Origin of the sequence: Pseudomonas sp. UBA1879 (genome assembly GCF_002338065.1) — a bacterium.
In the GTDB taxonomy this organism is placed as follows: Bacteria; Pseudomonadota; Gammaproteobacteria; order Pseudomonadales; family Pseudomonadaceae; genus Aquipseudomonas.
Genome location: NZ_DDHJ01000018.1, coordinates 445,614 through 469,731, shown reverse-complemented (window position 1 = coordinate 469,731; position 24,118 = coordinate 445,614). Strand labels below are relative to the sequence as shown.

The window sequence follows — 24,118 nt, the reverse complement described above, 5'->3', positions numbered from 1 at the left end:
CGGGGCTACCCGGCATGGCGTACGTAGACCTTCGCACTGTTGATGAGGGTCAGTTTCTCCCAGTCCTTGAACAGGGTCTGCCAGTCATGGAGGGGCTTGTAAGACTCGTGATCACTGGCCAACAGGCGTTCGATACGCTTCTCCGTTTCCTTGAACCTGACAGCCTCAGCACAGGCCACGACCGCGAACGACAACCCAAGCCTGAGGTGGTCATAATTACCGCCGCTGTAGCTGGACAGGTCTTTCAGCGCCCTGGGGGTAAATGCTGAATAGGTCATCCCGACGGTGTTGGTGCCGAGGGCACCATGGGAACCGTTCAACGTCAGCGCTTTGACCTTGCTGTAACGCCCACCGACCTGCAGGGCAGCGTCGAAGGGCACGGGGGAATCGGCGAAGTGGTACCACGTGCCCCCATCGCCACGGAACGCATCGATATAAAGAGATTCGCGAGACATCAACAGGCTGGCGGCAGGCCCCTCGCCCTCCTCAATGAACACATCGAGCTGGAAATACCCCTTGCGCCCAGCGATGGCGAGCAACGTCCTCATGGTGGCAATGGAGTCCCTGTAAGCAAAGCTCCCCCGGTAAAGATTCATCTGGATAATCATTGCGATACGCCTTTCATCGATTCGAAGTCATAGGCAAAATCGCCCTGTTCAACCCACATTCGCACTCCGGCGACCTGCTCCCCGCGCATCATCGAGCCCAGAATTTTCCGACTGATCACCGGCAGCACCGAATGAGTCAGAATCGCGTCGATCATCCGCCCGCCGCTCTCCAGCTCAGTGCAGCGGCTGGCGATGAGCGCCACGACATCATCGTCGAAGGTGAAGGTGGCCAGATGGCTGTCCCGCAGGCGCTTCTCGATACGCGCCAGTTGCAGGCGGATGATGCTGCCGAGCATCGCGTCGCTGAGGGGGTAATACGCAATCACCACCACTCGCCCCAAGAGTGCGGGCGGGAAAACCCTCAGCAGCGATGGCCGCAGCGCCTGCACAAGGCTGTCGGGATCGGGCTGCACCTCCGGACTGGCGCACAGGCGGCTGATGGTCTCGGTGCCAGCGTTGGTGGTAAGCAGAATCAGGGTGTTCTTGAAATCGATCACTCGGCCTTCGCCGTCTTCCATCCAGCCTTTGTCGAAGACCTGGAAAAACAGCTCGTGCACGTCTGGATGGGCTTTTTCGACCTCGTCCAGAAGCACCACGCTATAGGGCTTGCGGCGCACTGCTTCGGTCAGCACCCCGCCTTCGCCATAGCCGATGTACCCCGGCGGCGCACCTTTAAGGGTCGAGACCGTGTGTGCTTCCTGGTACTCGCTCATGTTGATGGTGATGACGTTGTGCTCGCCGCCGTACAGGGTCTCGGCCAACGCCAGCGCTGTTTCGGTCTTGCCGACCCCGGAGGTGCCCGCCAGCATGAACACGCCCACCGGTTTGCCGGGGTTGTCCAGGCCTGCACGTGAGGTCTGGATGCGCCGCGCGATGCTCTCCAACGCGTGCCGTTGACCGACAATGCGGTGCGACAAGGTGTCCGCGAGGTTCAGCAGGTTGTCGATTTCGTTGCGCACCATGCGACCCACCGGGATGCCGGTCCAGTCCTGCACCACCGAGGCGACGGCCTGCTCATCGACTGTCACCAGCATCAAGGGTGTTTCGCCCTGCGCTTCGGCCAGCGCCTGTTGCTGCGCGCGCAGTGCCTGCAAGGTGTGGGACGGCTGGGCAACGGGCCCGGTGGCCTCGGCTAGCGCGCCAACCTCGCGCAATTGCGCCCGCAGCTCGAGGATTGCCGTGACCTGCGTGCGTTCGCTGGCCCAGCGCGATTCCAGCCCATCCAGCCGAACGCGTTCCTCCCTCAGCTGTTCATTGACCCGCGCCTGCCGCGCTTCGGTGTCGACCCCCATTGCCCGCTCACGCTCGATAATGGCCTGCTCGGTTTCAAGAGACTCAATGCGACGGCGACTGTCGTCGACTTCTGCCGGTGTGGCGTGGAGGCTGATCGCAACCCGTGCGCAGGCCGTGTCCAACAGGCTGACGGCCTTGTCCGGCAATTGCCGGGCGGGAATGTAGCGATGGGACAAACGCACCGCCGCTTCCAGCGCCGAGTCGAGAATCTGCACTTGGTGATGCCGCTCCATGGCGCTGGATATGCCGCGCATCATCAGCAGGCCACGCGCCTCGTCCGGCTCATCGACCTGCACGGTCTGGAAACGCCGGGTCAGCGCCGGGTCCTTTTCGATGTGCTTCTTGTACTCGGCAAACGTCGTGGCACCGACGGTGCGCAGCGTGCCTCGGGCCAATGCCGGCTTCAGCAGGTTGGCGGCGTCGCCCGTGCCTGCCGTACCGCCCGCGCCCACCAGGGTGTGGGTTTCGTCGATGAACAGAATGACGGGGCGAGGGCTCGCCTGCACTTCATCGATGACCGAACGCAAACGCTGTTCGAACTCACCTTTCATGCTCGCCCCTGCCTGCAACAGCCCGACGTCCAGCGCCAGCAATTGCACGTCCCGCAATGCGGGCGGCACGTCGCCGCGCACAACACGTTGGGCGAAGCCTTCGACCACCGCCGTTTTGCCAACTCCCGCTTCACCCACCAGAATCGGATTGTTCTGCCGCCGCCGCATGAGAATGTCGATCACCTGCCGAATCTCGTCATCGCGGCCCACGATGGGGTCCATGGTGCCACTGCGGGCCTGCTCAGTGAGGTCGGCAGTGAATCGCTTGAGCGCTTCCTGCCCACCCATGGCAGCAGGTGGCATTGCCCCGGACGACTCGCCCGGTGCCGCCGTTCGGTCGAGGCTGAAGCCGTCGCGGGCTGAAGACTCTGCCTCCGGCGCGCCGTTCAACAGCTCGCTAAAACGCTGGATCAGGTCGTCAAGGTTGACCTTGGCGAACTGCGCCGACACCCCCAATATCCCGCTGCGCAGGGTCTTGTCCTTGAGCAGGCCTACCAGCAAATACCCCGAGCGCACATGGGAGTCGCCGAACATCAGGGTGGCGTACACCCAGGCTCGCTCGACCGCCTCTTCCAACTGCGACGAGAGGTCGGTGATCGAGGTCGAGCCCCGTGGCAGGCTGTCCAGCGCGGCAGTCAAGTCACGGGCCAGCGACGCCGGATCGATGCCGTAATGACGAACGATGCGGTACAGGTCACTGTCCTCCAGCGCAAGCAATTGATGCAGCCAATGCACCAATTCAACGTAGGGGTTGCCGCGCAGCTTGCAGAACACCGTGCTGCTTTCGATGGCGCGATAACACAGACCGTTGAGTTTGCCGAACAGGGCGACGCGACTGATCTCAGCCATGAAGTGATCCTTGTGCTGAAGTAGATGCCGGGATGGCGGTGTGCGGCTTGATCACCAACTGGCGATCGTCGGCGGCGGGGGGCGTGCTGCTCAGCCAACTGCTCCACCCGAGGAAGGCGCCCTGACCGAGACGGGTGCCAGGCACCTGTTGTTTGCTGATGATCAGATTGACATCCCAGTCCAGCGCCAGGCCGCAGTATTGCCGAACCCAGGCGGTCAACCGTTTGAGGCCTTCCTGCCCCGGCAACAGGCGTCGGGCCTGGTCCATGTCCAGCGGGCCGATCTGCAAACGAAATTTGTGTTGAGCGTTCCAGACCTTTTTGCCGATGACCGTACCGACGCCCAGGCGCTCGGCGTCCGGCCCGCTGCGCAAGGCGAACAAGCCATCGGCAGGCAGTGCCATCCAGTGGCCGACAAAGGTCTGCACCAGCACCTGCACCTGAAAGAAATCGCTGAGCAGGGCGGCCAATCCTTCTGCATTGCGGGCGTGCGGCGCGAGACGTCCGGCGTAGTGCTGTTTGGCGATGTCCGGCGCAGCATCACGACCTTGCAAGGACGGCATGCCCAACCCTATCAACGACGCGACATACACGGAAAACCGGTCCTGCCCTGGCCGATCCAGACTGACCGCAGGCTGCGCGCTGGCCCAGGCGCGGTAAAACAGGCTGATCATGCGGTGATGAAACATGTCGCAAAAACGCGCCAGGGTGGGGTCGTCCATATTGCGCTGGCGATCTCGGATGTACTCGGTCAAGTGCAGCGGCAGCGGCCCGTTGGCCCCCAGCACGCCGAAGAAGTTCAGCAGCAACAGCGGCGCCCGCTGCTCATCTCCGGGCCGCAGGCTGAACAACATCGCGGGCTCGAAAGCCAGCGACGGCTGCTGACCAAACCGCACTGCTTCGTCGCTGGGACGGGTTGCCTGGCCGATACGAGGCGCGTCGACAAAGGTGCATTCGAGCTGACGCAACGCGGCGTAGAAATCGAACGCCCCTGGGTGTCGCTCGAGACGTTGCAACAGGGTTACAGGATCTCGCATCGCCCTACCCTCGTCGGCCACTGCATGATCAGCCCGCGTGTGGTGCTTTTGATCTGCGTTTCGGTGAATGAGTTGAGCGCGACGTATTTGGCGAAGAACTGCTCCAGCACGGCCCCGAACACGAACACGCTGCTGCCTTCAAACGCGCTTTCATCCAGAGTGACGCACACCTGCAAACCGCGCCCATAGGTGATAGGTCCCGGTAAAGGCAGGCGCCGGACAATGGTCTGCGCCGTCACCGAACACAGCCCGTCGATCTGCTTGTGGGCGGAGGAATCCTTGCTACCGCAGTACAGACGCAACAGGTCGCGCAACGCGCTGGCGCCCTGGTCAGGGTCTTCGTCGAGCAGCGACAGGTAATTCAGGGACAAGTGGCTGACCAGCCGCCACGCCGTTGCCCCTTCGGCGAACGAGGCCCGCGGCGCCGTGGGCCCGGCAACACACCGCACAGACCGCAGCGGCGCGCCGGACTCGACGGTGAAATCGGTTTTGCCCGCCCCCACCGGCATGCTCAGCACCAGATCGCGGTTGGTGCACAGGGTATCGATCCCTAACTGCCGCAAATCCGTGCGGTACGGCGCTTCATGCACGTCCACCAGGGTGAGAAAAATCTCGCTGCCCATGTAGCTGGAACGCGGCCCCTGTCGCCGCTGCCGGTCCGAGGCGACCCGAGTGTCACGACGCAGTTGATACCAGGCGCCGCCACGTTGTGAATCCGCGCCGGGGTCACGAAGATCGTTGGCCCGGTAAAAAGACTCGAACCGCTGCTCGGCCTCAGCGCCGCTGCCGTAGCCTGTCACGGCGTTGACCTGATAAACCTCGTAATCCATCGGCCGAGTGCGGTCAGGCACCACGTGGTAGTCGGCCTGTTGATCGGACAGATGAACGCGGTCCGCACGTTTGGGGAATAGGTTAATGGCCGGGGTGCAATGCAAAGCGAATTGCGCCGCCCCGACGGCATTTTCCAGAGCGGGGGTAAAGGAATTGAACAACACGGTCACATCGATTTCCGCCACCTGACAGCGCTTGATCGCCGGCTGCAAACCGCTCAATTCGATGAAGTGAAAACGCTGGGGCAAGGTGAAGTATTCGTGAAGCAGCCGATAACCCTGGAATGACCTGGGTCCCACTGGCAACAGTGCCTGTTGGTCAGCGTAACCCTGAGGGTGGATGGACGAACGATCCACCCATTGATGCCAGCGGTTGTCGTCCTGCACCGGCTGGACCAGTATGCCCGCCACCTGCCCCGACAACTGTTCGAGGATGCGCCCGGCCAGCCCGTCGGTGCCGCGCACATGCAGCATCAGTCGATCCAGGCTCAGTTCATTGAACACCCGCCCTGCCTCCACGCGCAGACGCAGGCGAAGCGCTGCCTTGACCGGCCCGAGCCGTGATATCTCGACGCCACCCACTTGCCCGGAGCAAGCGAAATAGCGCGCCTCGACCACGTCGACTGGCCACAGCGTGACGTCTTGAGCGGTGCGGAACTCACAGGTCGTCTGATCGCCTTTGCCCAGCAAGCTGTTCAACGCTGTGCCGCGAGCCACGGTAAACCCCTGGGCGAGATTGCCCTCTGCCATGTCAGGGTGTAGCTGCACCACCGCAGTGGCAGGCGTCGGTGCCAGGTAATGGGGATAAACCAGCTCCAGCAAATGGTGGGTAAAACGGGGAAATTCGGCGTCAATCTTCAACTGCACTCGCGCCGCCAGAAAGCTGAAGCTTTCGAGCAGGCGTTCGACGTACGGGTCCGCACAGGCATAGTCTTCCAGCCCTAGACGGCCTGCGACCTTGGGGTAGTCCCGTGCGAATTCGCTGCCCATTTCCCGCAGGTGTTGCAATTCACGCTCGTAGTAACGCAGCAGTTTTTCGTTCACCGCGCGCCTCCGGCATCAATGTCGTAAAGCCTGACGTCCCCGGCTTCCAGATCCAGCTCGGTCTTGAGGTAGAGACGTTCAGGCAATGGCTGTCCCCAAAGCTCGCCCTGGATGTCGAATGCCACTTGATTGGGATTCGCTTGAACGCCGTGTTGGGCAATCGGTGTCACCCGCAGGCTCCCGCGAAGGACGCGTGGTTCGAAAGCTTCAATGACCTGATGAATGCGTCGTCCCAGTTCAAGCGGGTCGAGCCCGGCAGCGGTCTTGCCGGACAAGTCCCGCAGGCCGAAATTGAGCACCGAACGGGTTGTCAGCGGGAACGCCGAAAGGTCCTGCACACAACCGAGGCTGGTGCTGTTGAGCAGCCAACCCAAATCGCGCAAGACTGCCTTGCGCAACGTACGCATAGACAGCACACGTTGGTCGCGAGACTCCTGTTTCTGCTCACGCGCGTCGTCGGTCAGACGGTCGAGCAGCGACGGTTGCAGGCGCTCTTTGTTGGTCAATTCAGCCACGGTGAACCCTCGGCGCAGGTGAAAGGCACGCCTGTCGCCTTACAAAAAACAGAGAACAATCGATCGACATTCGTATGCCGCGATGACGGGCCGACACCTGCGTGCCAGTCCGCCATCAGCTCGATCAAATCTTGGCGTTGGCTTCCAGGTCCCACTTCTTCGGCGTACCTGTAGTGATTTTCTCGCCGCTGAAGGAGTCGTACTGGTAGCTGATCCGGGTAAAGTTGATGGCGAAGGTTTCGCTCGGACGCTCGCCTTTACTGTTGGCCGAGTACGAGCTGATGATGGCTTCTTCCAGCTCGATTGTGAGGAACACTTGGTCCTTCTTCTCAGCGCCGCCGGTCTGGATGAAATGGATCTCAGCGGTGCCCAGACTTTTGCCGCACACGGCCTCCATGAAGAGGTCCGCCGACGCCAGGTCAGTGGATTTAGTCAGGGAAATTTCTGAGAACGACGGGTTACTGGTGTCCCGATCGGCTCCACCTCCGCTGGTGGAAATCGCCCGCCCCACGCCCATCTGGATGGCGTCGATGGTGATCCAGTTGGTGTGCGCCGACACGGTCGAGGTGCCTTTGATTTGTTTGCCTTTGAAATTGAGCAGAATCATCTTCACTACCTTTTATTGATCACGATGAGAAAGGTGCAACACAGGGTCTCGGCAGCAAGCCCGTCAGGTCTTGGCCGAAGGCAGCTTGGAAACCAGACGCAGGGACACCGTCAGGCCCTCAAGCTGGTAATGCGGGCGAAGGTAGAACTTGGAGTGGTAGTAACCGGGGTTGCCTTCCACTTCCTCGACCACCACCTCGGCACCGGCCAGCGGCTTGCGTGCCTTGTCGGCTTCCGTCGCAGTGGCCGGGTTGTGCTCGACATAGCGGCCAATCCAGTTATTGAGCCAGACCTGCATGTCGGCGCGCTCCTTGAAGGAGCCGATCTTGTCGCGCACGATGCATTTCAGGTAATGAGCGAAACGGCAGGTGGCGAACAGGTAGGGCAAACGCGCCGCCAGGTTGGCGTTGGCTGTGGCATCCGGGTCGTCGTACTCGGCAGGTTTATGCATCGACTGCGCGCCAATGAACGCCGCCAGGTTGCTGTTTTTCTTGTGCACCAGGGGCATGAAACCGTTCTTCGCCAGCTCGGCTTCGCGGCGGTCGCTGATGGCGATTTCCGTCGGGCAAGTCATGTCCACGCCGCCGTCATCGGTGGGAAAGGTATGCACCGGCAAGCCTTCCACCGCGCCGCCGGATTCGATGCCCCGAATCTGCGAGCACCAGCCAAATTGCTTGAACGAGCGGTTGATGTTCACTGCCATGGCATACGCCGCGTTGGCCCAGGTGAAATCCTTATTGCTTGCGCCATCGGTGATCTCTTCGAAGTCGAAATCTTCCACCGGGTTGGATTTGGCGCCATAGGGTGCGCGGGCCAGGAACCGCGGCATGGCCAGCCCCACATACCGTGAGTCTTCCGATGCACGGAAACTGCGCCAGGCGGCGTGTTCCGGGGTCTGGAAAATCTTGGTCAGATCCCTGGGGTTGGCCAGCTCATGCCAGGATTCCATCAACATCACGCTGGGGTCTGCAGCAGTGATCAACGGGCTGTGGGCTGCAGCGCTGACCTTGGCCATCTGGGTCAACAATTCGACGTCAGTGGCACTGTTGTTGAAGTAGTAATCGGCCACGAACGCGCCGTAAGGCTCGCCGCCAAACTGGCCGTATTCTTCCTCGTACAGTTTCTTGAAGATCGGGCTCTGGTCCCACGCCACGCCTTTGAATTTACGCAGCGTCTTGTGCATCTCCTGCTTGGAGATGTTCATCACACGAATCTTCAGCGACTCATCGGATTCGGTGTTGTTGACCAGGTAGTGCAGACCGCGCCAGGCGCTTTCCACCGACTGGAACTCTGCGTGGTGCAGGATGTAGTTGACCTGCTCGGACAGCTTGCGGTCGAGCTCTGCGATCAGGCCTTCGATGGTCCCCAACACGTCGCCGGAGATCAGTTGCGTGCCTTGCAACGCCTGTTCGGCCAGGGTGCGTACAGCGGTTTCGACGGCGTCCCGCGCCTTGTCGGTCTTGGGTTTGAACTCTTTGTTCAACAGGCTGGCGAAGTCGCTGAGATCGACGTCGCGGGTGTCGGCAGTCGCAAGCGACTCATGGGTTTGAGCGGTGGACATTGCAGCATCCCTCCAACTTCGGGCAAAAGGTCTACCTGCCGGTGCCGTGAAAGCCCAGCTGGATTACAGGTCGGTCAAACGGGGTGGATCAGTCGACGTGCGGCTCGGCCGTATCGGGCACAGACGGCTTTGGCGCTGAGTTCAACGCTTGCATCAATGCCGGGTCATTGAGCACCTTCGCCAGCAGCTCTTCGGCTCCGGTCTTTCCATCCATGTAGGTCAACAGGTTCGATAGCTGATTGCGCGCGGTCAGCAAGGCGTTCAGCGAGGGCACTTTGCGCGCTACCGCGCCGGGGGTGAAATCGTCGATATTCTCAAAGGTGATTTCGACGGGCATGTTGCCTTCGCCAGTGAGCGTGTTGGGCACTTGAAACGCGACGCGCGGTTTCATCGACTTCAGACGCTCGTCGAAGTTATCGACGTCCACTTCCAGAAACTTGCGCTCGGCCACCGGCGGTAGCGGCTCGGCCGGTCTGCCGGAAAGGTCGGAAAACACCCCCATCACAAAGGGCAATTGCACGGTTTTTTCGGCACCGTAAATCTCCACGTCGTATTCGATCTGAACACGTGGGGCACGGTTTCGAGCGATGAATTTCTGACTGTTTTCTGCCATTGGATTTCTCCTCAAAGTGAGACTCAGTGGGTCACGCCTGCGGGTCCGGAGGTCGTCATGACCCCGCTAATCGTCGCGTTGCTCGGTGTGTCGAATGCCGCTGACCAGGGCCATCTGCGCCACGCCATCGGGCGCAAGGTCGTGCAACAGATCCATGAAACTGAGGTCCAGCAGCTTGCGTGCCCGTTGCAGCAAGAGCGGCACGGGGCTTGTGGGCTCATGGACCGCAAAGTAGGCGCAGAGGCGATCCAGGGTGTGCCGCACGTCGTCACGGCTACCGATTTCACCCCGGCCTGCCGTGACGGTTGCGGTTTGCGGCGCTGACGCTAACGTCGGGTTCGGCACCCTGTTCGGCAAGCGCTGTCGGACGGCCTCGCAGGCCCGGTGCAGCAGCGCTGACAACTCACCCAGATCAATGGCGCTGCCAACGCCGACCCGCTCGGTCAACGACATTTCGATCCGCACGCTGCATTCATACGCTTGCTCCAGCGCCGCCAGCGTCGTGTCCAAAGCATCCGTACTCGCGGCCTCCTGGAAGACTGCCTCGATCATTGCCAACGACGACTTCTCTTGATCGACAGCCCCTGCCACCTCCCCGCTGGAAAGCTCCAGGTCGCGCAGGCTGACGCTGCCCAGCGCCGGAAAGCTGGCCAGCGGCATGGCGCGCAGCTCGTGCAGCAACCCCGCAGCCTCACAGAGGCTGGCCAGAATGTTGATGCGCAGCTGAGGGTCATGGTCGTCGTCGGCGTCGAGCTGCGGATGCAGGTGCGCCCATTGTTCGGTCAAGAGTGTCTCGATGAGCGTCAGCCCTGCCGCAAAGCCTCGGACCCCATTGAGGTTCAACTCGGCCCGTGCCAGGTACACGGCCAGGCGCAGATCTCGGCTGCGCATCGCCAGCGGCAAGGCCAGACGTTTGACTTGACGCCAGTCCGGAGCAATGGCCTGGGTCAGCGTGTCGCCGTACTCGACTTCGGGCCTGCCCTGAATTTCTTCTTCGAGCGCGAGGTATTCAACCTCATATTCCACGCTGTCGCCGCAGGGGCTGCCCTCGCCTAAGGGCGCGGCCAGGCCGGCCAGATCACTCACCCAGGTATCACTCATGGCACCACCCGGCGCCGAGTGACCGTGCGCCCGTGATGCTGGACAACGCGTTGAATAGGCCCATCAGTGCACGTCCTCAGTTCCGTAAAATTCCGTCTCTGAGGGGATAACAATCGGCGATTGGGGTTTATTCCGGGGCGACCAAAAAAATCTGCAGACAGCGACGTCTCGCTGCCCGCCGACTTCCCCATACGGCGTCAATGGGATTCGGAGTACTCGCGCCCCGTGCAAGCAACAAAGGATCGTCCGACGGCAGGAAGCTGCCGGCGGCATCGGCGGATTGGAATCCACGTGGCGACCAGGGCCGTCTAACCAAGGCTATCGCTGATCAATGATCAATACGAAAGCTCAATGCCGCCTGCTGGCTGCCTGGCTGTCAAGGTATCCGCCATTCGTGAGGCGCGTGCCGGAGTCGAGAGAACATCGAAGAGGACGCCTCACGCTGTGCCGAGGACAGCACATGGCAGGTACAGCGAGGATGAGAAAGAGGACGGCGAGCAGCAGCAGTCGCAGGGGCGTCAAGCATTCGGACTATTCCAAAGCCGGACGGATGCCCTGCCCGCCCTCCGGCAAGCTACTGGCGAATATCGGCGACCCAGACCGGTGACGGCACTGTGGCAGAAAACAACTGCGGGGAGCTGCGATCGGCGACCAGCCGGGCAACGGCCGCGAGATCGACACCATTCGGCGCGCCGATCAGGGCATAACCCAACTCGGACTGTCGCCAGACCGCAACGCTCATTCCGGAAACGGACAGCTGCGCCACGGACTGGTCCGGCGCCAATTCTTTCATCACGCACAGCGCGACTGGCGCACCGTTTTCCGGAACATAGACCAGTTGAATCAGTGCCCTGTCGTTGAAGCGCAGGCGCTGAACGCGCCTGAACGTAAGGCCGGCAGCGCTGAGGTCCGGGACGCGCAATGCCAACCCGTCCACATGGCGAATATCGTCAATGGTCTTGCGCATGCCGTCGTAGTCGGGTTTGACGTAAATCAGGGTGTCAGGACTGTAGAGCTGCTGATAACTGGCCGCCTGACGCACCCATGCCGATGGCTGGACTGCCGCGACGGTCGCGCCCGCCAGCGTGCTGTCTGTGTTCAGCGCACTGCCGACGATACCCGCCTGTATCACCAGGCCATAACAGGCGGCACCCGTGGCAAAGGCTACTGCCAGCCAGCCGAGTTTTGGACGACCGAACAGCCGCGTCAGCAGGCTTTCATCCTCAGCGACAGGATTGACGTGCGCAGCTTCAGGTGCGACAGGGGACGTAAACGAAGGTGTGGCGCCAGCCTGATGCTGGGCGATCAGCGCGTCCACGTTGCGCATGAGGCTATCCGGCACAGGCGGGACGGCCTGACGGGCGAAGGCGTCGAAATACGGCACATCGCTGGCAATCAACTGCGCGACGCGTTCGGCCACCGCGGGCGATGCATTCATCAACTGCTCGATGGCCTCGGACTGTTCCGGCGACAGTTCGCCGTCAACGTAGGCCATCAGCAAGGCATCGTCCGCTTCAAGGGTGGTCAATTGCGCTCTCCGTTATTCATATGTTTCTTTACATATTTCGGCCTTGTGAGCCGGCTGGCGAGTGAATTGATAATCGCTTCGCCATCATATTAATATCACTCGAGGTGATATTAACGACATACATTCATCTTGACCAGACTGTGTACTTTACGCATTCATATCTTAGAAAACTTCTGTGACATTGCACCCCCTGATAGGTTTTTACCGTGGGGGATGGCACAATCCGGGCAGTGTATCGGTTCTGAGACAGCGAAGTCCAAAACCCGTGATGGAATACCGCCCAGCTCAACGGGGCCGCACCATAAAACTGACCTCACGACTTTCTTCAAGCACCTGTACAAAAAAGAGGAAATATGTCGATCACCGGCGCAGATTTGCCCACACTGCTCCCTGGCATGCTGCCGCGCCTGTGGGCCTTCGCGTTGCGTATTTCGGGCGACACGCATGACGCTGAAGACCTGGTTCAGCTGGCCTGCGTCCGGGCGCTGGAACGCGCCCACCAATTGCAGCCGGATTCTTCGCCCTTGAGCTGGATGTTTTCTATTGTCCACACCACCTGGATCAACGAAATCCGTTCGCGAAACGTCCGCAGTCGATCGCGCCAGGAATGGAACGAGAGCGTCATCGAATCGGTGACCGACCCCGCCGCAGCTACACCAGAGACGGACCTCATGCATGAGCAGATCCTCAAGGCGGTAAACGGCCTCCCCGATGGTCAGCGGGAGGTCATGCTGCTGGTGGCGGTTGAGCGCTTCAGTTATAAGGAAGCGGCCGAGATTCTGGAGGTGCCTATCGGTACGGTCATGAGTCGTCTCTCCAGAGCCAGGCAAACGATTGGCACATTGCTCAATGGTGGGCAAAAGACTCCCGGTACAGGCCGCCCACTGGCGCAGACCTGAGTCGACATCCTCTGTCGCCGTCAGGGTCCGCTCTGGGGTTGCGCCGCCCGTTCATGAATCCTGCCACCATTTCAACCCTGCTATCGCGCCCCGTCCTGTGAACCGCAGCAATAGGCTGCACTACCGCTTGTATTTATCAAAGCCCGGTCGCTCAACTCGATGGCCGACGAACAGTGGCATCGAGCGCTAGCATAGTCAGTGTGCGACAGCTGTTCGATTAACTTTTTAGACCCGCACGTTAAAACCACGCCTATAACACTTGAAACTTGTTGTTTATTCCATAGAAAAAAACATTAAAGAATGACGCGTTATTTCTTCTGGACGCCCTGATAATGCCCTTCTATTCTCGGGCAACGACAGGAGCAACTCCCTTTCCATTCGCTCAATTATCGTAACGCACCCCTTCCTTAATAATCAGCGAGACCTCTATGAAATGCTTTTACTGGTTCGGCCTCATTGGAACGCTCTCTCTGGGCGCTCAGGCGGCCACGCTCGACGTCCCCATCAACCTGGTCAGCGCACAGGGGGCACCCCAGTCGATCGGTCAGATCACCGTCAGCGAAACGGCGTACGGCCTGCTGTTTACCCCCAGGCTCACCGACCTGCCCGCGGGCATTCATGGCTTCCACGTGCATGAGAACGGCAGTTGTGAATCGGGGATCAAGGATGGCAAGAAAGTCGCGGCACTGGCCGCTGGTGGCCACTTCGACCCGGCTAAAACAGGCAAACACCAGGGGCCTTACGGCGAAGGTCACTTGGGCGATCTCCCGGCGATCTATGTCACGGGCGACGGTGTGGCCCAGTACCCAGTGCTGGCGCCGCGTTTGAAAAAGATTTCGGAGATTAAAGGGCACGCACTCATGATTCATGCCGGGGGCGACAATCACGCTGACATGCCCATGCCGCTGGGCGGTGGTGGCGACCGTGTTGCCTGTGGAGTGATTTGATGCACTCAGCGATCCAAGCTGCGCCGGCGCCGTCGTCAACACGAGGCGGGGTGTTGACCCCTCGGCGGGTTACGGCGCTCTGCTGACACCACCCCGCCTTTGTTCAGCGCAAAAAAAACCACTGCTTAAGTGCAGTGGTTTTTCTTCATGCAAGCACAGCCGTCAGGCTCACACTTTGACGATCCACCCCGCCGGGCCTTCGATCTCGCCAAACTGAATACCGGTCAGCTCTTTGTACAGACGCTGCGTCACCGGCCCTACCTCAGTCTCGCTGTGGAACACATGCAGCGTGTCCTTGTAGCTGATCCCGCCAATCGGCGTGATCACGGCCGCCGTACCGCAGGCGCCAGCTTCCTTGAACTGGTCCAGCTTGTCGATGAACACTTCGCCCTCGGTCACTTTCAACCCCAAGCGGCTTTCGGCCAGCTCGATCAGTGACAGGCGGGTGATCCCCGGCAGCACGGAAGGCGATTTCGGCGTGATGAACTGGTCATCGTGGGTAATGCCGAAAAAGTTGGCCGAACCGACTTCTTCGATCTTCGAGTGCGTCAGCGGATCCAGGTAAATGGCGTCGGCGAAGCCGTGTTTCTTGGCCTCGCTGCCCGGCATCATGCTCGCCGCGTAGTTGCCGCCGACTTTCGCGGCACCCGTGCCTTGTGGCGCGGCACGGTCGTAGCTGGAAATCGCGAAATTGTGCGGCTTCATACCCCCCTTGAAGTAAGGGCCGACCGGGATGCAGAACACCGAAAAGATGAACTCCGGCGCAGCGCGCACGCCGATGTTGTCGCCCACGCCAATCACGAACGGACGCAGGTACAACGCACCGCCGGTGCCATACGGCGGGATGAAACGCTCGTTGGCGCGCACGACTTGCTTGCACGCCTCGATGAACTGTTCGGTCGGCACATGAGGCATGAGCAGACGCGAGCAACTGCGTTGCATGCGGGCTGCGTTCTGGTCCGGGCGGAACAGGTTGATCGAACCGTCCTTGGCGCGGTAGGCCTTCAGGCCCTCGAAACACTGCTGACCATAATGCAGCGCCGTCGAGCCTTCGCTGATGTGCAGCACGTTGTCTTCAGTCAGGGTGCCGGCGTCCCACTCACCGTCGCGCCAGTGAGCCAGGTAGCGCTTGTCGGTCTTGATGTAGTCGAAACCCAGCTTGTCCCAATTAATGCTTTCGTTACCCATGACACCCTCTATTTCCAGGCCAGCGCGCCCGGCGAGTGCGGGGCTGGCGTTTCATCAATGTGGTCGTGAAGGCTCGGCCAAGGGAGTGCCCCCACCGATGTTGCGCCATATTACTGATTTTTTGCCGCACAAACCGCCTTCCGCATGCAACAGGCAAAAAAGAACCACTACCGCTGGTCCGGCCCAGCAATGGCGGTCGCCCCGATCCCCTCCGCTGCCCTTACGCGAACTTGTCGGGTGTCCGGTGTGCGGTCTGTATCAAAAGCGAGTGGAGCGGCGTGCAGATTCGCGATTCTTGCCTATCGTTGCTAGTTCACATGAAACAGGAGCAGGGCCATGGGTATCGAGCAACTCTTCGCGGATTTGGGCAGTCTTCCGAGCATTCCTAAAGTGGCTCAAGATCTGATTCAACAGTTCGACAACCCGTCGTCGAACATTGAGAGCATCGCTCGCAACATCCAGAAAGACCCAGTGATCTCGGCCAAGATCCTGCGTCTGGCCAATTCGGCGCGCTTTCGCGGGGCGCGGGAATCCTCCAGCATCGAAGACGCGGCCATGCGGCTGGGCTTTAATACCCTGCGCACGCTGGTGCTGGCGTCAGCAGTGACCGGGGCATTCAAGGCCGGGCCAAGCTTTGATCTCAAAGGCTTTTGGCTAAAGAGCTTTCAAGTGGCGGGTATTTGCCGCCTGCTGGCCAAGCAATCGGGGGCCGACGCGGAAATCGCCTTCACCTGCGGGGTGATGCACGACATCGGCGAGTTGCTGATCCAGACCGGCGCGCCACAGGTGGCCGAACGCATCAACAGCGTGACCAAAACCGGCACCACCAGCCGCGCCGCCATCGAAACCCTGCAACTGGGTTTCGGCTACCCCGAAGTGGGAGCCGAACTGGCGCGCCGTTGGCAGCTGCCACCGGTGATCCAGAACGCTATCGCGTATCAAGCCCGCCCGATGCAGGCCCCCGGCGACGCGACCCAGGCCCGGATCGTCGCCCAGGCGCTGACGGTCTCTGATGCGCTGGAAAGCCATGGTGGCGCGACAGCGCAAGCCCGGCAGTCGATTGAAGGGCCGCTGTTCGAAGGCGTCGATCTGAACGCGTTGTTCACCGCGCTGCCGGCGGTGCTGGAGGCGGACAAAGCGTTTGCGGAGTTGTTGAGCTGACGGAGAGCGCCGTCTCGAAACCCTTGCGGGAGCGGGCCTGCTGCGTTGAATGGCGCAGGCTTCAATCCCGCAAATGCTCCAAGCCCGCCAGCATCAATTCATGTTGGCGGATGCTGTCCAGACTGGTCGGCGATGGCGAGGCGTCGGGAACGGCGTGCCAGACCACGAAATCCCGCTGCACGTCGAGAAACAGGAAATAATCGTTGAACACCTCGGCTTGTGAAAACCGCCGTTCCAGCGCGTCACGCAATTGCTCGGGGCGTAGCGCGCGGCCTTCGATGTGCAGGGCAATGCCCCAGTCGCGATGCTCGCGGCGGCTGACGAACGACACCCCGGTTGCCACCGGCCAGATGGCGGCGCGCTCTGCGGTGACGTGGGCGTAGAACGCGGTCTTTTCCGATACCCGAATCATGCTCAATCCTTTAGTGGCACAACGGTGAAGTCTTGCTCGTGGTCGCGCTCGTCGATGCCTTGGCGCATGTCCGCCGGCCACCAGATCACCAATTCACGATCGTTGGAATCCGGGCGTTTGCAGGCATACCCCGAACACCCTGAATGGCTCGCGCAGCCGCCCAGGGTGGCGAACAGCACGAGCAGGATGACGTAACCGCGCAGGTTCATCGTGTGGCCCCCTTGAGCAGTGAAGGACGGTTTTTTCCGGATTTGGTCGAGACTTGCGGCTGACGGACCGCGATGTAAATCTCGCTCTCCGCCCCCGGTTGCAGCCAGGCATGAGGCCAGGCGCTGACGCCCATCACCCACCGCCCGCCGCAGCGGCTTTCATCGATGCGCACCGGTTTCGATGTCGTGTTGTGCGCGACCACCACCGCAATGCCCCAATCCTTCTTCGAGAACCACTGGGACCGCTGGCGATCCAGTTCAAGCCCGGCGCCGGGATCGCACAGGCTGTCGGCTTCGAACGGCAAGGTTTCGCCGCTGTTGAAGCCCACCGGCGCAACACCGTCGAGCAACTGGGTGAACGCATTCTGCACGTCGCCTCGGGTGGGTGCTTCGCCGCCGTCGCGGCGCTGCTTGATGCGTTTCATCTGGTCGTCGACGTCGTGGGGGTTGCTGATTTCCACGTAGCGCGACGGGTTGACCTGATCGCCAATCAGCCGCGGGGTCAGGATGAACAATCGCTCACGCTGATTCATCTCGCGGGTACGGTTCTGGAACAGCAGCTTGCCGATGACCGGAATGTCCCCCAGCAGCGGAATTTTGTTGACCTTGTCGTTGGTCTCCAGCCCATGGAACCCGCCGATCACCAACGAACCGTGCTCGGCGATCACCGCTTGGGTGCTGACATTGCCTCGACGCACTGCCGGCTGATCTGCGTTGATATTGGAGGTGTCGATCTGGCCGTCTTCGATGTCGACGATGAGTTGCACCTGAGAGCTGCCGCCCTTGTCCAGCGAACGGGGGATCACCTGCAAGCTGGTGCCGGCCGTGATCGGCTGAATATCAGCCACCCGCTCGGAGGTGGCAGTGAGGAACTCGGTGCGGCTGAAGTCGATCACCGCGGGCTGGTTTTCCAGGGTCAGAATGGACGGATTGCCGATTACCGACGCCGCGCCATTGCCTTCAAGAGCATGCAGGTCGGCGGCGAATTTCCCCGCGTCCTGAATGAACAGTGTCGAGCTGGTGCCTTGCTGAAACAGGTTGGCACCCCCGCTGACGCTGCCCGCGTTGAAGTTCCAGCGGCTGGACAGTTGGGCCAGCTCGTTGCGGTCGATGTCGAGGATCACTGCATCGATTTCGATCAGGTTGCGTGGTGTGTCGAGCTCTTTCACCAGCTTCTGATACATCGCCTTGCGCTTGGGCAGGTCATAAATCAACACCGAGTTGTTGCGTACGTCGGCGCTGACGCGAATCTTCGAGCGTCCGGTCGAACCGGCCCTCGAACCGCCACGCTTGCCGCCTGTTCCCAGCACCCGATCCAGCCCTTGTTCGAGCGCGTTGGTGTCAAAACCGCCGCCGTCGAGGCCGCCGTAGTTCAAACCGGCAGCGTTGTTGCCGCCCATGCCGTTGGCAGAACCGCCCTGCCCTTGCAGCAAATTGACGCCGTTGATGGACTCGCCACGGGAGCGGCTTTCCAACAGCTCTTGAAGAATGCTCGCCACCCCGGCCACGGTCAGTTGCTGATCGCGATAGCGAATGGTGCGGTCAGCGGCGTTGGCGTATTTCAGCGGCAGCACAACGATGTCCTGCTTCTCGGCTTTCTCCGGCGCCTCAACCTTTTTGCTGTAGGTGCGCACGAAGTCGACGTACTTGGCCGGGCCACGCACCAGCACCACGCCCTCGTCGGGCAGCGCGCCCCAACCGAAGCGCTTGTCCAGCAAACCAACGTCGGACAGCGCCTGCTGCAAGTCGTCCACCGCTTCCGGGGACACTTCGATGCGCGCCGATGTTTGCTCGCTGGTCGGGCTGACGTACAGGGTTTCGTTATAAACGAACCACTGGAAATGATGTTCCTGCCCCAGACGATCAAGAAATTCCTGGGGGTTTTGCGCGCGGATGCGACCGTCGAGGGTGCCTTGAATCGGCGCCATGTCCAGACCGATGCCGAACTCCTTGGCGAAGTCCTTGAGCGCGGTCGCCAGGTCGGTCTGCCGCGCATCGTAGGCGTACGCCGTGTGTTTCCAGGCGTCAGGCACCGCCGCCAGCGCGGGCGCCGCGACGCCAATCATCAGCAGAGGCAACCACATTAAGGCCTTGCGCATTTCACACTCCCGGGTGCCAGGTATTCAGGGTGGCGCGAGGCGACGACAGAGCCGTGGCGTGGCGCATGGAGGTTTGCATCAGGCTGAGCATCGCCGCGCGCTGGTTGGCCAGCTGTTCGAGACGATTGAGTGCATCGGCTGATGTGCAGGGATTTGCCAGCCAACTGATCAGGACGACGCAGCGGGTCTCGGGATCAATGGCCAACGCACCTTCACAGGCACAGGCGACGCTCGCCCCGCCCTGACTCAACAACGCCTCGAGGCGCTGGGGGTCAGTGCCGTCGTAGGGGTCCAGCAGGTCGAGACTGAGGCGCACGCCCTGTCCATGAACGGCCAGCCGCGCGTTGGCATCGTCGATCCAGCAGTCCAGTGGTGTGAGCGGACGTTGCTCACACCACTGGGCGAGGATCGTCGTGAATTCACTGAATTCCATCGATGATCGCTTTGGTGATCCCATGTTTGGCGCGCAGTCCTTCGTTGAGGATCATGTTGGCCACGTTGGTCTGTTGCGTCGCGTCGCTGAACGCCTGGAAGTCTTCCATGGTGCCGCTGTCGGAAGCGGTTTCGGCGGCGTCTTCCATCTCGCTCTGAGCGCGGCTGTAAGAATGATCGAGGTGACTCTGCAGGGATTTGAAACTGATCATGGGGGGGACTCCAACGTAAGGGTTCATCCCCTGAGTGGAAGCAGGTTGCGCTCCGGTTCCGTACTGGCGGACAAAAAATGCGTAAGAAGGCCGCGCAAAGCCGCCGGACGAATGTCGCGGCCGTCGTACCTGCGGCGGCGCCTACAAGATGTCTCGGCCGCCACGACCTGCGGCACACCGCGTTCAGTAGGAGCCGCCGGAGGCACGACGGCCGCGAAGCGGTGTGCCGGACAAGGCATCGTCGACTGACCCACCGCTATCGCCCAATCAAGGATTGAGCCCTCACACCCCAGCGCTTACAAAAACGTCTCGGACGCCACGGCCTGCGGCACACCGCGTTCAGTAGGAGCCGCCGGAGGCACGACGGCCGCGAAGCGGTGTACCGGACAAGGCATCGTCAACTGACCCACCGCTATCGCCCAATCAACGGCCGAGCCCAGGTCCGGCGCTTTCCACACAGAATGGGCCGGTTCGACGTCAGGTGTCGTGCCCCAGCAATCCGCGGCGCACGCTCATCCAATCGATGTCGAACGTGCCATTGGCGTCGCTCAAACGCAGGGTCAGCGGAGGCATGAGGGGGTCGGATTTGAGCTGCCAGTGCTCCGAAAAACGGCTTTGCGCGAGCCAGTTCCGAAGCGCGTCGAGCTGATCGGGATGCGTGCTGAGCGTGGCCACGGCTTCGTGTCGCTGGCTGTCGGCGAGGTTACGGATCAGCGCCCGCGTGCGTTCGGCCAGCGTGGTTTCGTCCAGCAATCGGGAAAGCGCGGTGTTGAGCAGGTCCTCGACAGCGTGCATCGCCTCTTGCTGCAAGCCCTGACGTTCCTGTTCAAGGGCATCCAGAGCGCCGTTGGCCTTCGCCCAGAATTCTGCGAGCGCAGCGTCTGTTTCCCGCTGTGCCTGTTCACGGGCGTCGGCGAGGATCTGAGCGGCGTGCTGGCGCGCATTGCCCAGCACCTCCTCAGCCAACTGAATATCGGCCAAATCTTCCCGGCGCAAAATCGTGTCGAGCAGCACGTCGGAAGAAGCCAGGGCGAGGCGGCGTTTGGCAAGCATGTCGAGTTCCTGGAGAGAAAGAGTCAGGGCGTACTGGCGCGCCAGAGAACGGATTGCCAAAGGGTGTGCAGTTTACCGACGGGCATCTCGATCACAGCGTCGGGCACAGCGTCAGGGGACCAACTCAGGCGCAGCCTGGACCAGCAATCCTGCCCCACCCACGCGGCCAACAGCTCACGAGGATCCTGAACCCTAGCGTCGAGCCAGGCGCCAGGACGCAACGCCTTGGCCACGGCGCGGCACCAGCGTTCATGAGGGGATTCGTCAATGACGCGTCCCAAGCAAATACTCGCTGCGAGGTTGAGCGCGTACTGCTGCTGAACAGCATCGAGCGCCAGCCAGTGCAACACCGACGCAGCGGGCACAGGAGGCTGACTGGGGGCGATCCCGACGCTGTGCAAGAAAAGGCCATGCCGAGTGCGCAACACACCCGACAGCGCCGACAGTGGCAACCGGCTGTCCTCGGCGAACCGGGTCAGCCAGTCGCCGTGAGCCCATTGCCAGGGCGCGCACCACCACTGAATCCAGCGCTGATCCGCGTCCAGCATCGCCGGTTGCATCACGCGCGCACCGGCAGGTTCGAAGCCTCGCCACGACGCAGGCCGATGCGCTGCAACAGCGCGTTTCGCCAGTCACCGCGCAGGATCAACACCAGCAACAGGATCAACACCAGCCCGGCAAACGGCGCCGCCCAGACCATGCTTTTCCAGAAGCCCAGGTTCGTGCTGTCCACCAGAAACGGGCCGAAATTCACCAGCCGTTCGGTGTCCTGGAATTCGGCGGCCGGGACGAAGACGATGGCGAATTTCTTCGAATCCAGCGGCTCGCCAGACATGCCGGGGATACTGCTGGCGACCATTTGCTGAATCCGCCCTCGCACACTGTCAGGGTCCAGCGCCGACGTGTGTTTGATGAACACGGCGGCCGACGCAGGCTGGACCGGCTCGCCCGGCGCCACCCGCTCCGGCAACACCACATGGACCCGCGCGACGATCACCCCGTCGATCTGCGACAACGTCGCTTCCAACTCCTGGGACAGGGCATAGATATAGCGAGCGCGCTCTTCCAGCGGCGTGGAAATAACGCCTTCTTTCTTGAAAATCTCGCCGAGGCTGGTGCGGGAATGCCGCGGCAACCCGGCGGCATCGAGGATCCGCACCGCCCGGTTGATATCGGCGGTGGCGACCGTGATCACCACCCCGGTTTTTTCCATGCGTTTGCGCGCATCGATGTGCTGATCGGCGAGGCTGGCCACCACATCGTTGGAATCCTGTTCGGACAGACCGCTGAACAGGTCGGTCTCGTCGCTGCAACCGCTGAGCAGCAACATCAGGCACATCAGACCCGCAGTCAGATACTTCACGCCGAACCCTCTATTGCAAGTTGGTCAGCTTGTCGAACGCCTGAGCGCTCTTGTTGACGACCTTGGTGGTCAACGCCATTTGCAACGAATACTGCGACAGGGATCGGCTCATTTGCGCGATCTCCAACGGGTCATCGGTGGTGGCGGCTTTTTTCATCTTGCGCACGGCTTGTTGGGAAAACTTGTCCATCGTGCCCAGCCGTTCGGACAAGGCCGCGGCAATCTGTTCGGAAAGATGGCTCTGCTGCAGCGCCATGTCAGGGCGCATGGCGGCGTTGAACAGATCGACGTCCGCCTGCGAAGGCCCGCTGACCAGTCCTTGATCAAGGTGCTGCTCAAGATCGGGGGATGGCGATTTGAGTTGATTGACGTTGGAAACGGTCACGGGTGCTCTCCGGCAGACGGGTCGATACGATGGCGCGATCAGGACAAGGCGTTGTTACCGCCCCCGAGCAGCGTCTGGACGATGGCGTTGGCCGCCTGGCTCAGGCTGCTTTGCAGATCGTGCTGGGCGAACAGCGTATTTTGCGGAGCGCCTGCACCGGCGGCGCTGGCGCCATTGCCACCGCCGCCCTGACTGGCTTCCAGGCCTTTCTGGATGAGTCCGCTCAGCAGCTGCCCCAGATCTTGAGTGACGCCCTGGCTGTTCGAGGTGCCCGGTTGTATCGCGTCGGTTGACGGCGAACCCACGCCATTTCCGGTGCCATTGCCGCCGCTGGCGTTCAAACCTTGCTGCAACAAGCCGCTCAGCAACTGCCCCAGGTCCTGGGTCGGGTTGCCGCTCAGCGTGCCTTGCCCCCCTGAAGGATCGCTGGCGAAGGCATTGCCCGCCGGGCTACCGCCACCACTGCCGGCATCCGCGACGCCACTCTGCTGCTGATCAAGCTGACCGCCCAACATGTCCAATGCAGCACGGAACGCGCTGGTTTCGCCCTTGTCGAGGAAGTTGTCCTCTTTGAGCTCGTTCTTCCACGACCCGGAATCCGGCGCCGGGAATTTGCTCGGGTTCTGGTCCATGAACTGCGCGACCTTGTCCAGCAGCGGCATGTCATCGGAGGAAAACTTCGTTCCATCACCCTGCTTGTTCAGAAGGTCATCCAACGAAGCTTTACCCAGACCGTTGAGCACTTGCGACATCAGGTCCGGTTTGCCTGCGCCGCCGCTCGCGCCGCCGCTGAGGCCGAAGTCCGCTGCCGCGCCAAAGTTGTCGCCCAGCTTGTCCTTGATCACGTCACCCAAGGCGGCCTTGACCATCTCAGGCGAGCCGCCGCCGAACGCGCCGAGCGCGGCCAGGGGGTTCATCTTTTTCAACTGGTCGCCGACCATCTTGCCGAGGGGCGAATCCTGATCCAGATGACCGTCCTTGGTCAGCGCGCTGGCGAGCTTGTCGATGACGTCCTTGAGCGACTGCTGCGGGCCTTGCTGGCCGCCGATCCCGCCGGAGGACACGACGGTGCCGATGTGCGCGTTCTGCAGCGGGTTGATACTGGCGTTGAGACTTAGCATGAAACCTCCAATGTCAGGGGGTTGCCCCCTTTTTCAGGGGGCGCTCTGAATGATCAGTAGCTGATACCTTTGGCGTTTTGCGCCTCGGCACTGATCGCCTTGTTCGCGCTGTCTTCTTTGCCCGAACGAATGGCGCTGAGCACATCATTGGTTTGTTTGCGGATGTCGGCGTCGGTCTGCATGGCGATCAAGCGAGCCTGGCTGGCGTCGGCCTTTTCAGTGGCAGCGTTCTGCGCGTTTTCTGCTTTGGAGGGACCGGCGGAATCGGTGATCGCGCCTTCCTGTTTGACTTGGGTAAGGGCCCCTGCTGCCTGCTGAGCGACTTGGCCGCCAGTACCGATTACGCCGTTCGCAAAGTTGCCGACCGTCGAGATTGGGTTCAGACCTAATGTCATGTCGAGTACTCCTGAATCATCACCAGCGGAAGTGCTTGGTGCTGATGGGTGGCCGTCAGGACAGGATCGGTTCCATGGGGTGTCGAAGAATTTTGCCATCAGGCCGC

At 61.3% G+C, this 24,118-nt stretch carries 25 protein-coding genes; 3 read left to right on the top strand and 22 right to left on the bottom strand.

Features of this window, described 5'->3' with window-relative positions; all coding sequences use genetic code 11:
* Positions 1-5: 5 nt before the first annotated feature.
* The 10 genes from B3N48_RS22440 to B3N48_RS22395 all read right to left on the bottom strand — a co-directional run bounded on the left by B3N48_RS22440 (position 6) and on the right by B3N48_RS22395 (position 12,135).
* The gene (locus tag B3N48_RS22440; protein WP_296187468.1) at positions 6-608 is read right to left on the bottom strand and encodes a ribosome-inactivating family protein; all 603 of its coding nucleotides are present in this window, start codon (positions 606-608) and stop codon (positions 6-8) included.
* Positions 605-3,301 carry a type VI secretion system ATPase TssH gene (gene tssH / locus B3N48_RS22435; protein ID WP_296187467.1) on the bottom strand — a complete coding sequence of 899 codons (2,697 nt, stop codon included), beginning with the start codon at positions 3,299-3,301 and terminating at the stop codon, positions 605-607. Before tssH ends, B3N48_RS22440 begins: the two co-directional genes overlap by 4 nt.
* Complete coding sequence (tssG, locus tag B3N48_RS22430; protein WP_296187466.1) at positions 3,294-4,337, bottom strand: type VI secretion system baseplate subunit TssG; 1,044 nt, start codon at positions 4,335-4,337, stop codon at positions 3,294-3,296. The genes tssH and tssG overlap by 8 nt, the downstream gene beginning before the upstream one ends.
* Positions 4,322-6,211: a type VI secretion system baseplate subunit TssF gene (gene tssF / locus B3N48_RS22425; protein WP_296187464.1), complete on the bottom strand. Its 1,890-nt coding sequence runs from the start codon at positions 6,209-6,211 to the stop codon at positions 4,322-4,324. The genes tssG and tssF overlap by 16 nt, the downstream gene beginning before the upstream one ends.
* Entirely contained in the window at positions 6,208-6,726 is a 519-nt protein-coding gene (tssE, locus tag B3N48_RS22420) for a type VI secretion system baseplate subunit TssE (RefSeq protein WP_296187463.1), read from the bottom strand. Before tssE ends, tssF begins: the two co-directional genes overlap by 4 nt.
* Before the next feature lie 124 nt (positions 6,727-6,850).
* Positions 6,851-7,333 carry a type VI secretion system tube protein Hcp gene (locus B3N48_RS22415; protein ID WP_296187462.1) on the bottom strand — a complete coding sequence of 161 codons (483 nt, stop codon included), beginning with the start codon at positions 7,331-7,333 and terminating at the stop codon, positions 6,851-6,853.
* A 63-nt stretch (positions 7,334-7,396) separates the two neighbouring features.
* Positions 7,397-8,893, bottom strand: coding sequence for a type VI secretion system contractile sheath large subunit (tssC, locus tag B3N48_RS22410; protein WP_296187461.1), 1,497 nt, complete (start codon positions 8,891-8,893; stop codon positions 7,397-7,399).
* A gap of 88 nt (positions 8,894-8,981) precedes the next feature.
* Positions 8,982-9,506, bottom strand: coding sequence for a type VI secretion system contractile sheath small subunit (gene tssB / locus B3N48_RS22405; protein WP_296187460.1), 525 nt, complete (start codon positions 9,504-9,506; stop codon positions 8,982-8,984).
* Between the two features lie 66 nt (positions 9,507-9,572).
* Positions 9,573-10,607, bottom strand: a complete 1,035-nt coding sequence (gene tssA, locus B3N48_RS22400; protein ID WP_296187459.1) for a type VI secretion system protein TssA — start codon at positions 10,605-10,607, stop codon at positions 9,573-9,575.
* Positions 10,608-11,181: 574 nt separating this feature from the next.
* Positions 11,182-12,135, bottom strand: coding sequence for an anti-sigma factor family protein (locus B3N48_RS22395; RefSeq protein ID WP_296187458.1), 954 nt, complete (start codon positions 12,133-12,135; stop codon positions 11,182-11,184).
* A 353-nt stretch (positions 12,136-12,488) separates the two neighbouring features.
* Here B3N48_RS22395 and B3N48_RS22390 point away from each other — a divergent pair, with 353 nt between their 5' ends.
* Both B3N48_RS22390 and sodC read left to right on the top strand, forming a co-directional pair.
* Positions 12,489-13,034, top strand: a complete 546-nt coding sequence (locus B3N48_RS22390; protein ID WP_296187457.1) for an RNA polymerase sigma factor — start codon at positions 12,489-12,491, stop codon at positions 13,032-13,034.
* Between the two features lie 428 nt (positions 13,035-13,462).
* Positions 13,463-13,981 (top strand): superoxide dismutase [Cu-Zn] SodC, encoded by a 519-nt coding sequence (sodC, locus tag B3N48_RS22385; protein WP_296187456.1) that lies wholly within the window; start codon positions 13,463-13,465, stop codon positions 13,979-13,981.
* 168 nt (positions 13,982-14,149) lie between these two features.
* Here sodC and B3N48_RS22380 read toward each other — a convergent pair whose 3' ends face one another.
* Positions 14,150-15,169, bottom strand: coding sequence for a branched-chain amino acid aminotransferase (locus tag B3N48_RS22380; protein ID WP_296187455.1), 1,020 nt, complete (start codon positions 15,167-15,169; stop codon positions 14,150-14,152).
* A gap of 336 nt (positions 15,170-15,505) precedes the next feature.
* Between B3N48_RS22380 and B3N48_RS22375 the strand changes: the two genes are divergently transcribed.
* Complete coding sequence (locus B3N48_RS22375) at positions 15,506-16,330, top strand: HDOD domain-containing protein (RefSeq protein ID WP_296187454.1); 825 nt, start codon at positions 15,506-15,508, stop codon at positions 16,328-16,330.
* A gap of 61 nt (positions 16,331-16,391) precedes the next feature.
* On the opposite strand, the gene B3N48_RS22370 is transcribed toward B3N48_RS22375, so the two are convergent.
* The 11 genes from B3N48_RS22370 to B3N48_RS22320 form a co-directional block, all read right to left on the bottom strand.
* The gene (locus B3N48_RS22370) at positions 16,392-16,742 is read right to left on the bottom strand and encodes a type III secretion protein HrpV (protein WP_296187453.1); all 351 of its coding nucleotides are present in this window, start codon (positions 16,740-16,742) and stop codon (positions 16,392-16,394) included.
* A gap of 2 nt (positions 16,743-16,744) precedes the next feature.
* Complete coding sequence (hrpT, locus tag B3N48_RS22365) at positions 16,745-16,951, bottom strand: HrpT family type III secretion system protein (protein ID WP_296187452.1); 207 nt, start codon at positions 16,949-16,951, stop codon at positions 16,745-16,747.
* On the bottom strand, positions 16,948-19,050 hold the full coding sequence (gene sctC / locus B3N48_RS22360; protein ID WP_296187451.1) for a type III secretion system outer membrane ring subunit SctC: 2,103 nt from the start codon (positions 19,048-19,050) through the stop codon (positions 16,948-16,950). Before sctC ends, hrpT begins: the two co-directional genes overlap by 4 nt.
* A 1-nt stretch (position 19,051) precedes the next feature.
* Complete coding sequence (locus B3N48_RS22355; protein WP_296187450.1) at positions 19,052-19,483, bottom strand: type III secretion protein; 432 nt, start codon at positions 19,481-19,483, stop codon at positions 19,052-19,054.
* Entirely contained in the window at positions 19,470-19,694 is a 225-nt protein-coding gene (locus B3N48_RS22350; protein ID WP_296187449.1) for a type III secretion protein, read from the bottom strand. The genes B3N48_RS22355 and B3N48_RS22350 overlap by 14 nt, the downstream gene beginning before the upstream one ends.
* Before the next feature lie 477 nt (positions 19,695-20,171).
* Entirely contained in the window at positions 20,172-20,747 is a 576-nt protein-coding gene (sctL, locus tag B3N48_RS22345) for a type III secretion system stator protein SctL (RefSeq protein ID WP_296187448.1), read from the bottom strand.
* Between the two features lie 23 nt (positions 20,748-20,770).
* Entirely contained in the window at positions 20,771-21,307 is a 537-nt protein-coding gene (locus B3N48_RS22340; protein WP_296187447.1) for a type III secretion protein, read from the bottom strand.
* Positions 21,307-22,110, bottom strand: a complete 804-nt coding sequence (gene sctJ, locus B3N48_RS22335) for a type III secretion system inner membrane ring lipoprotein SctJ (RefSeq protein WP_296187446.1) — start codon at positions 22,108-22,110, stop codon at positions 21,307-21,309. The genes B3N48_RS22340 and sctJ overlap by 1 nt, the downstream gene beginning before the upstream one ends.
* Before the next feature lie 10 nt (positions 22,111-22,120).
* On the bottom strand, positions 22,121-22,495 hold the full coding sequence (gene sctI / locus B3N48_RS22330; RefSeq protein WP_296187445.1) for a type III secretion system inner rod subunit SctI: 375 nt from the start codon (positions 22,493-22,495) through the stop codon (positions 22,121-22,123).
* Positions 22,496-22,533: 38 nt separating this feature from the next.
* Complete coding sequence (locus tag B3N48_RS22325) at positions 22,534-23,616, bottom strand: type III secretion protein HrpZ (RefSeq protein ID WP_296187444.1); 1,083 nt, start codon at positions 23,614-23,616, stop codon at positions 22,534-22,536.
* 53 nt (positions 23,617-23,669) lie between these two features.
* Positions 23,670-24,110 (bottom strand): hypothetical protein, encoded by a 441-nt coding sequence (locus tag B3N48_RS22320; protein WP_296187443.1) that lies wholly within the window; start codon positions 24,108-24,110, stop codon positions 23,670-23,672.
* Positions 24,111-24,118 lie beyond the last annotated feature (8 nt).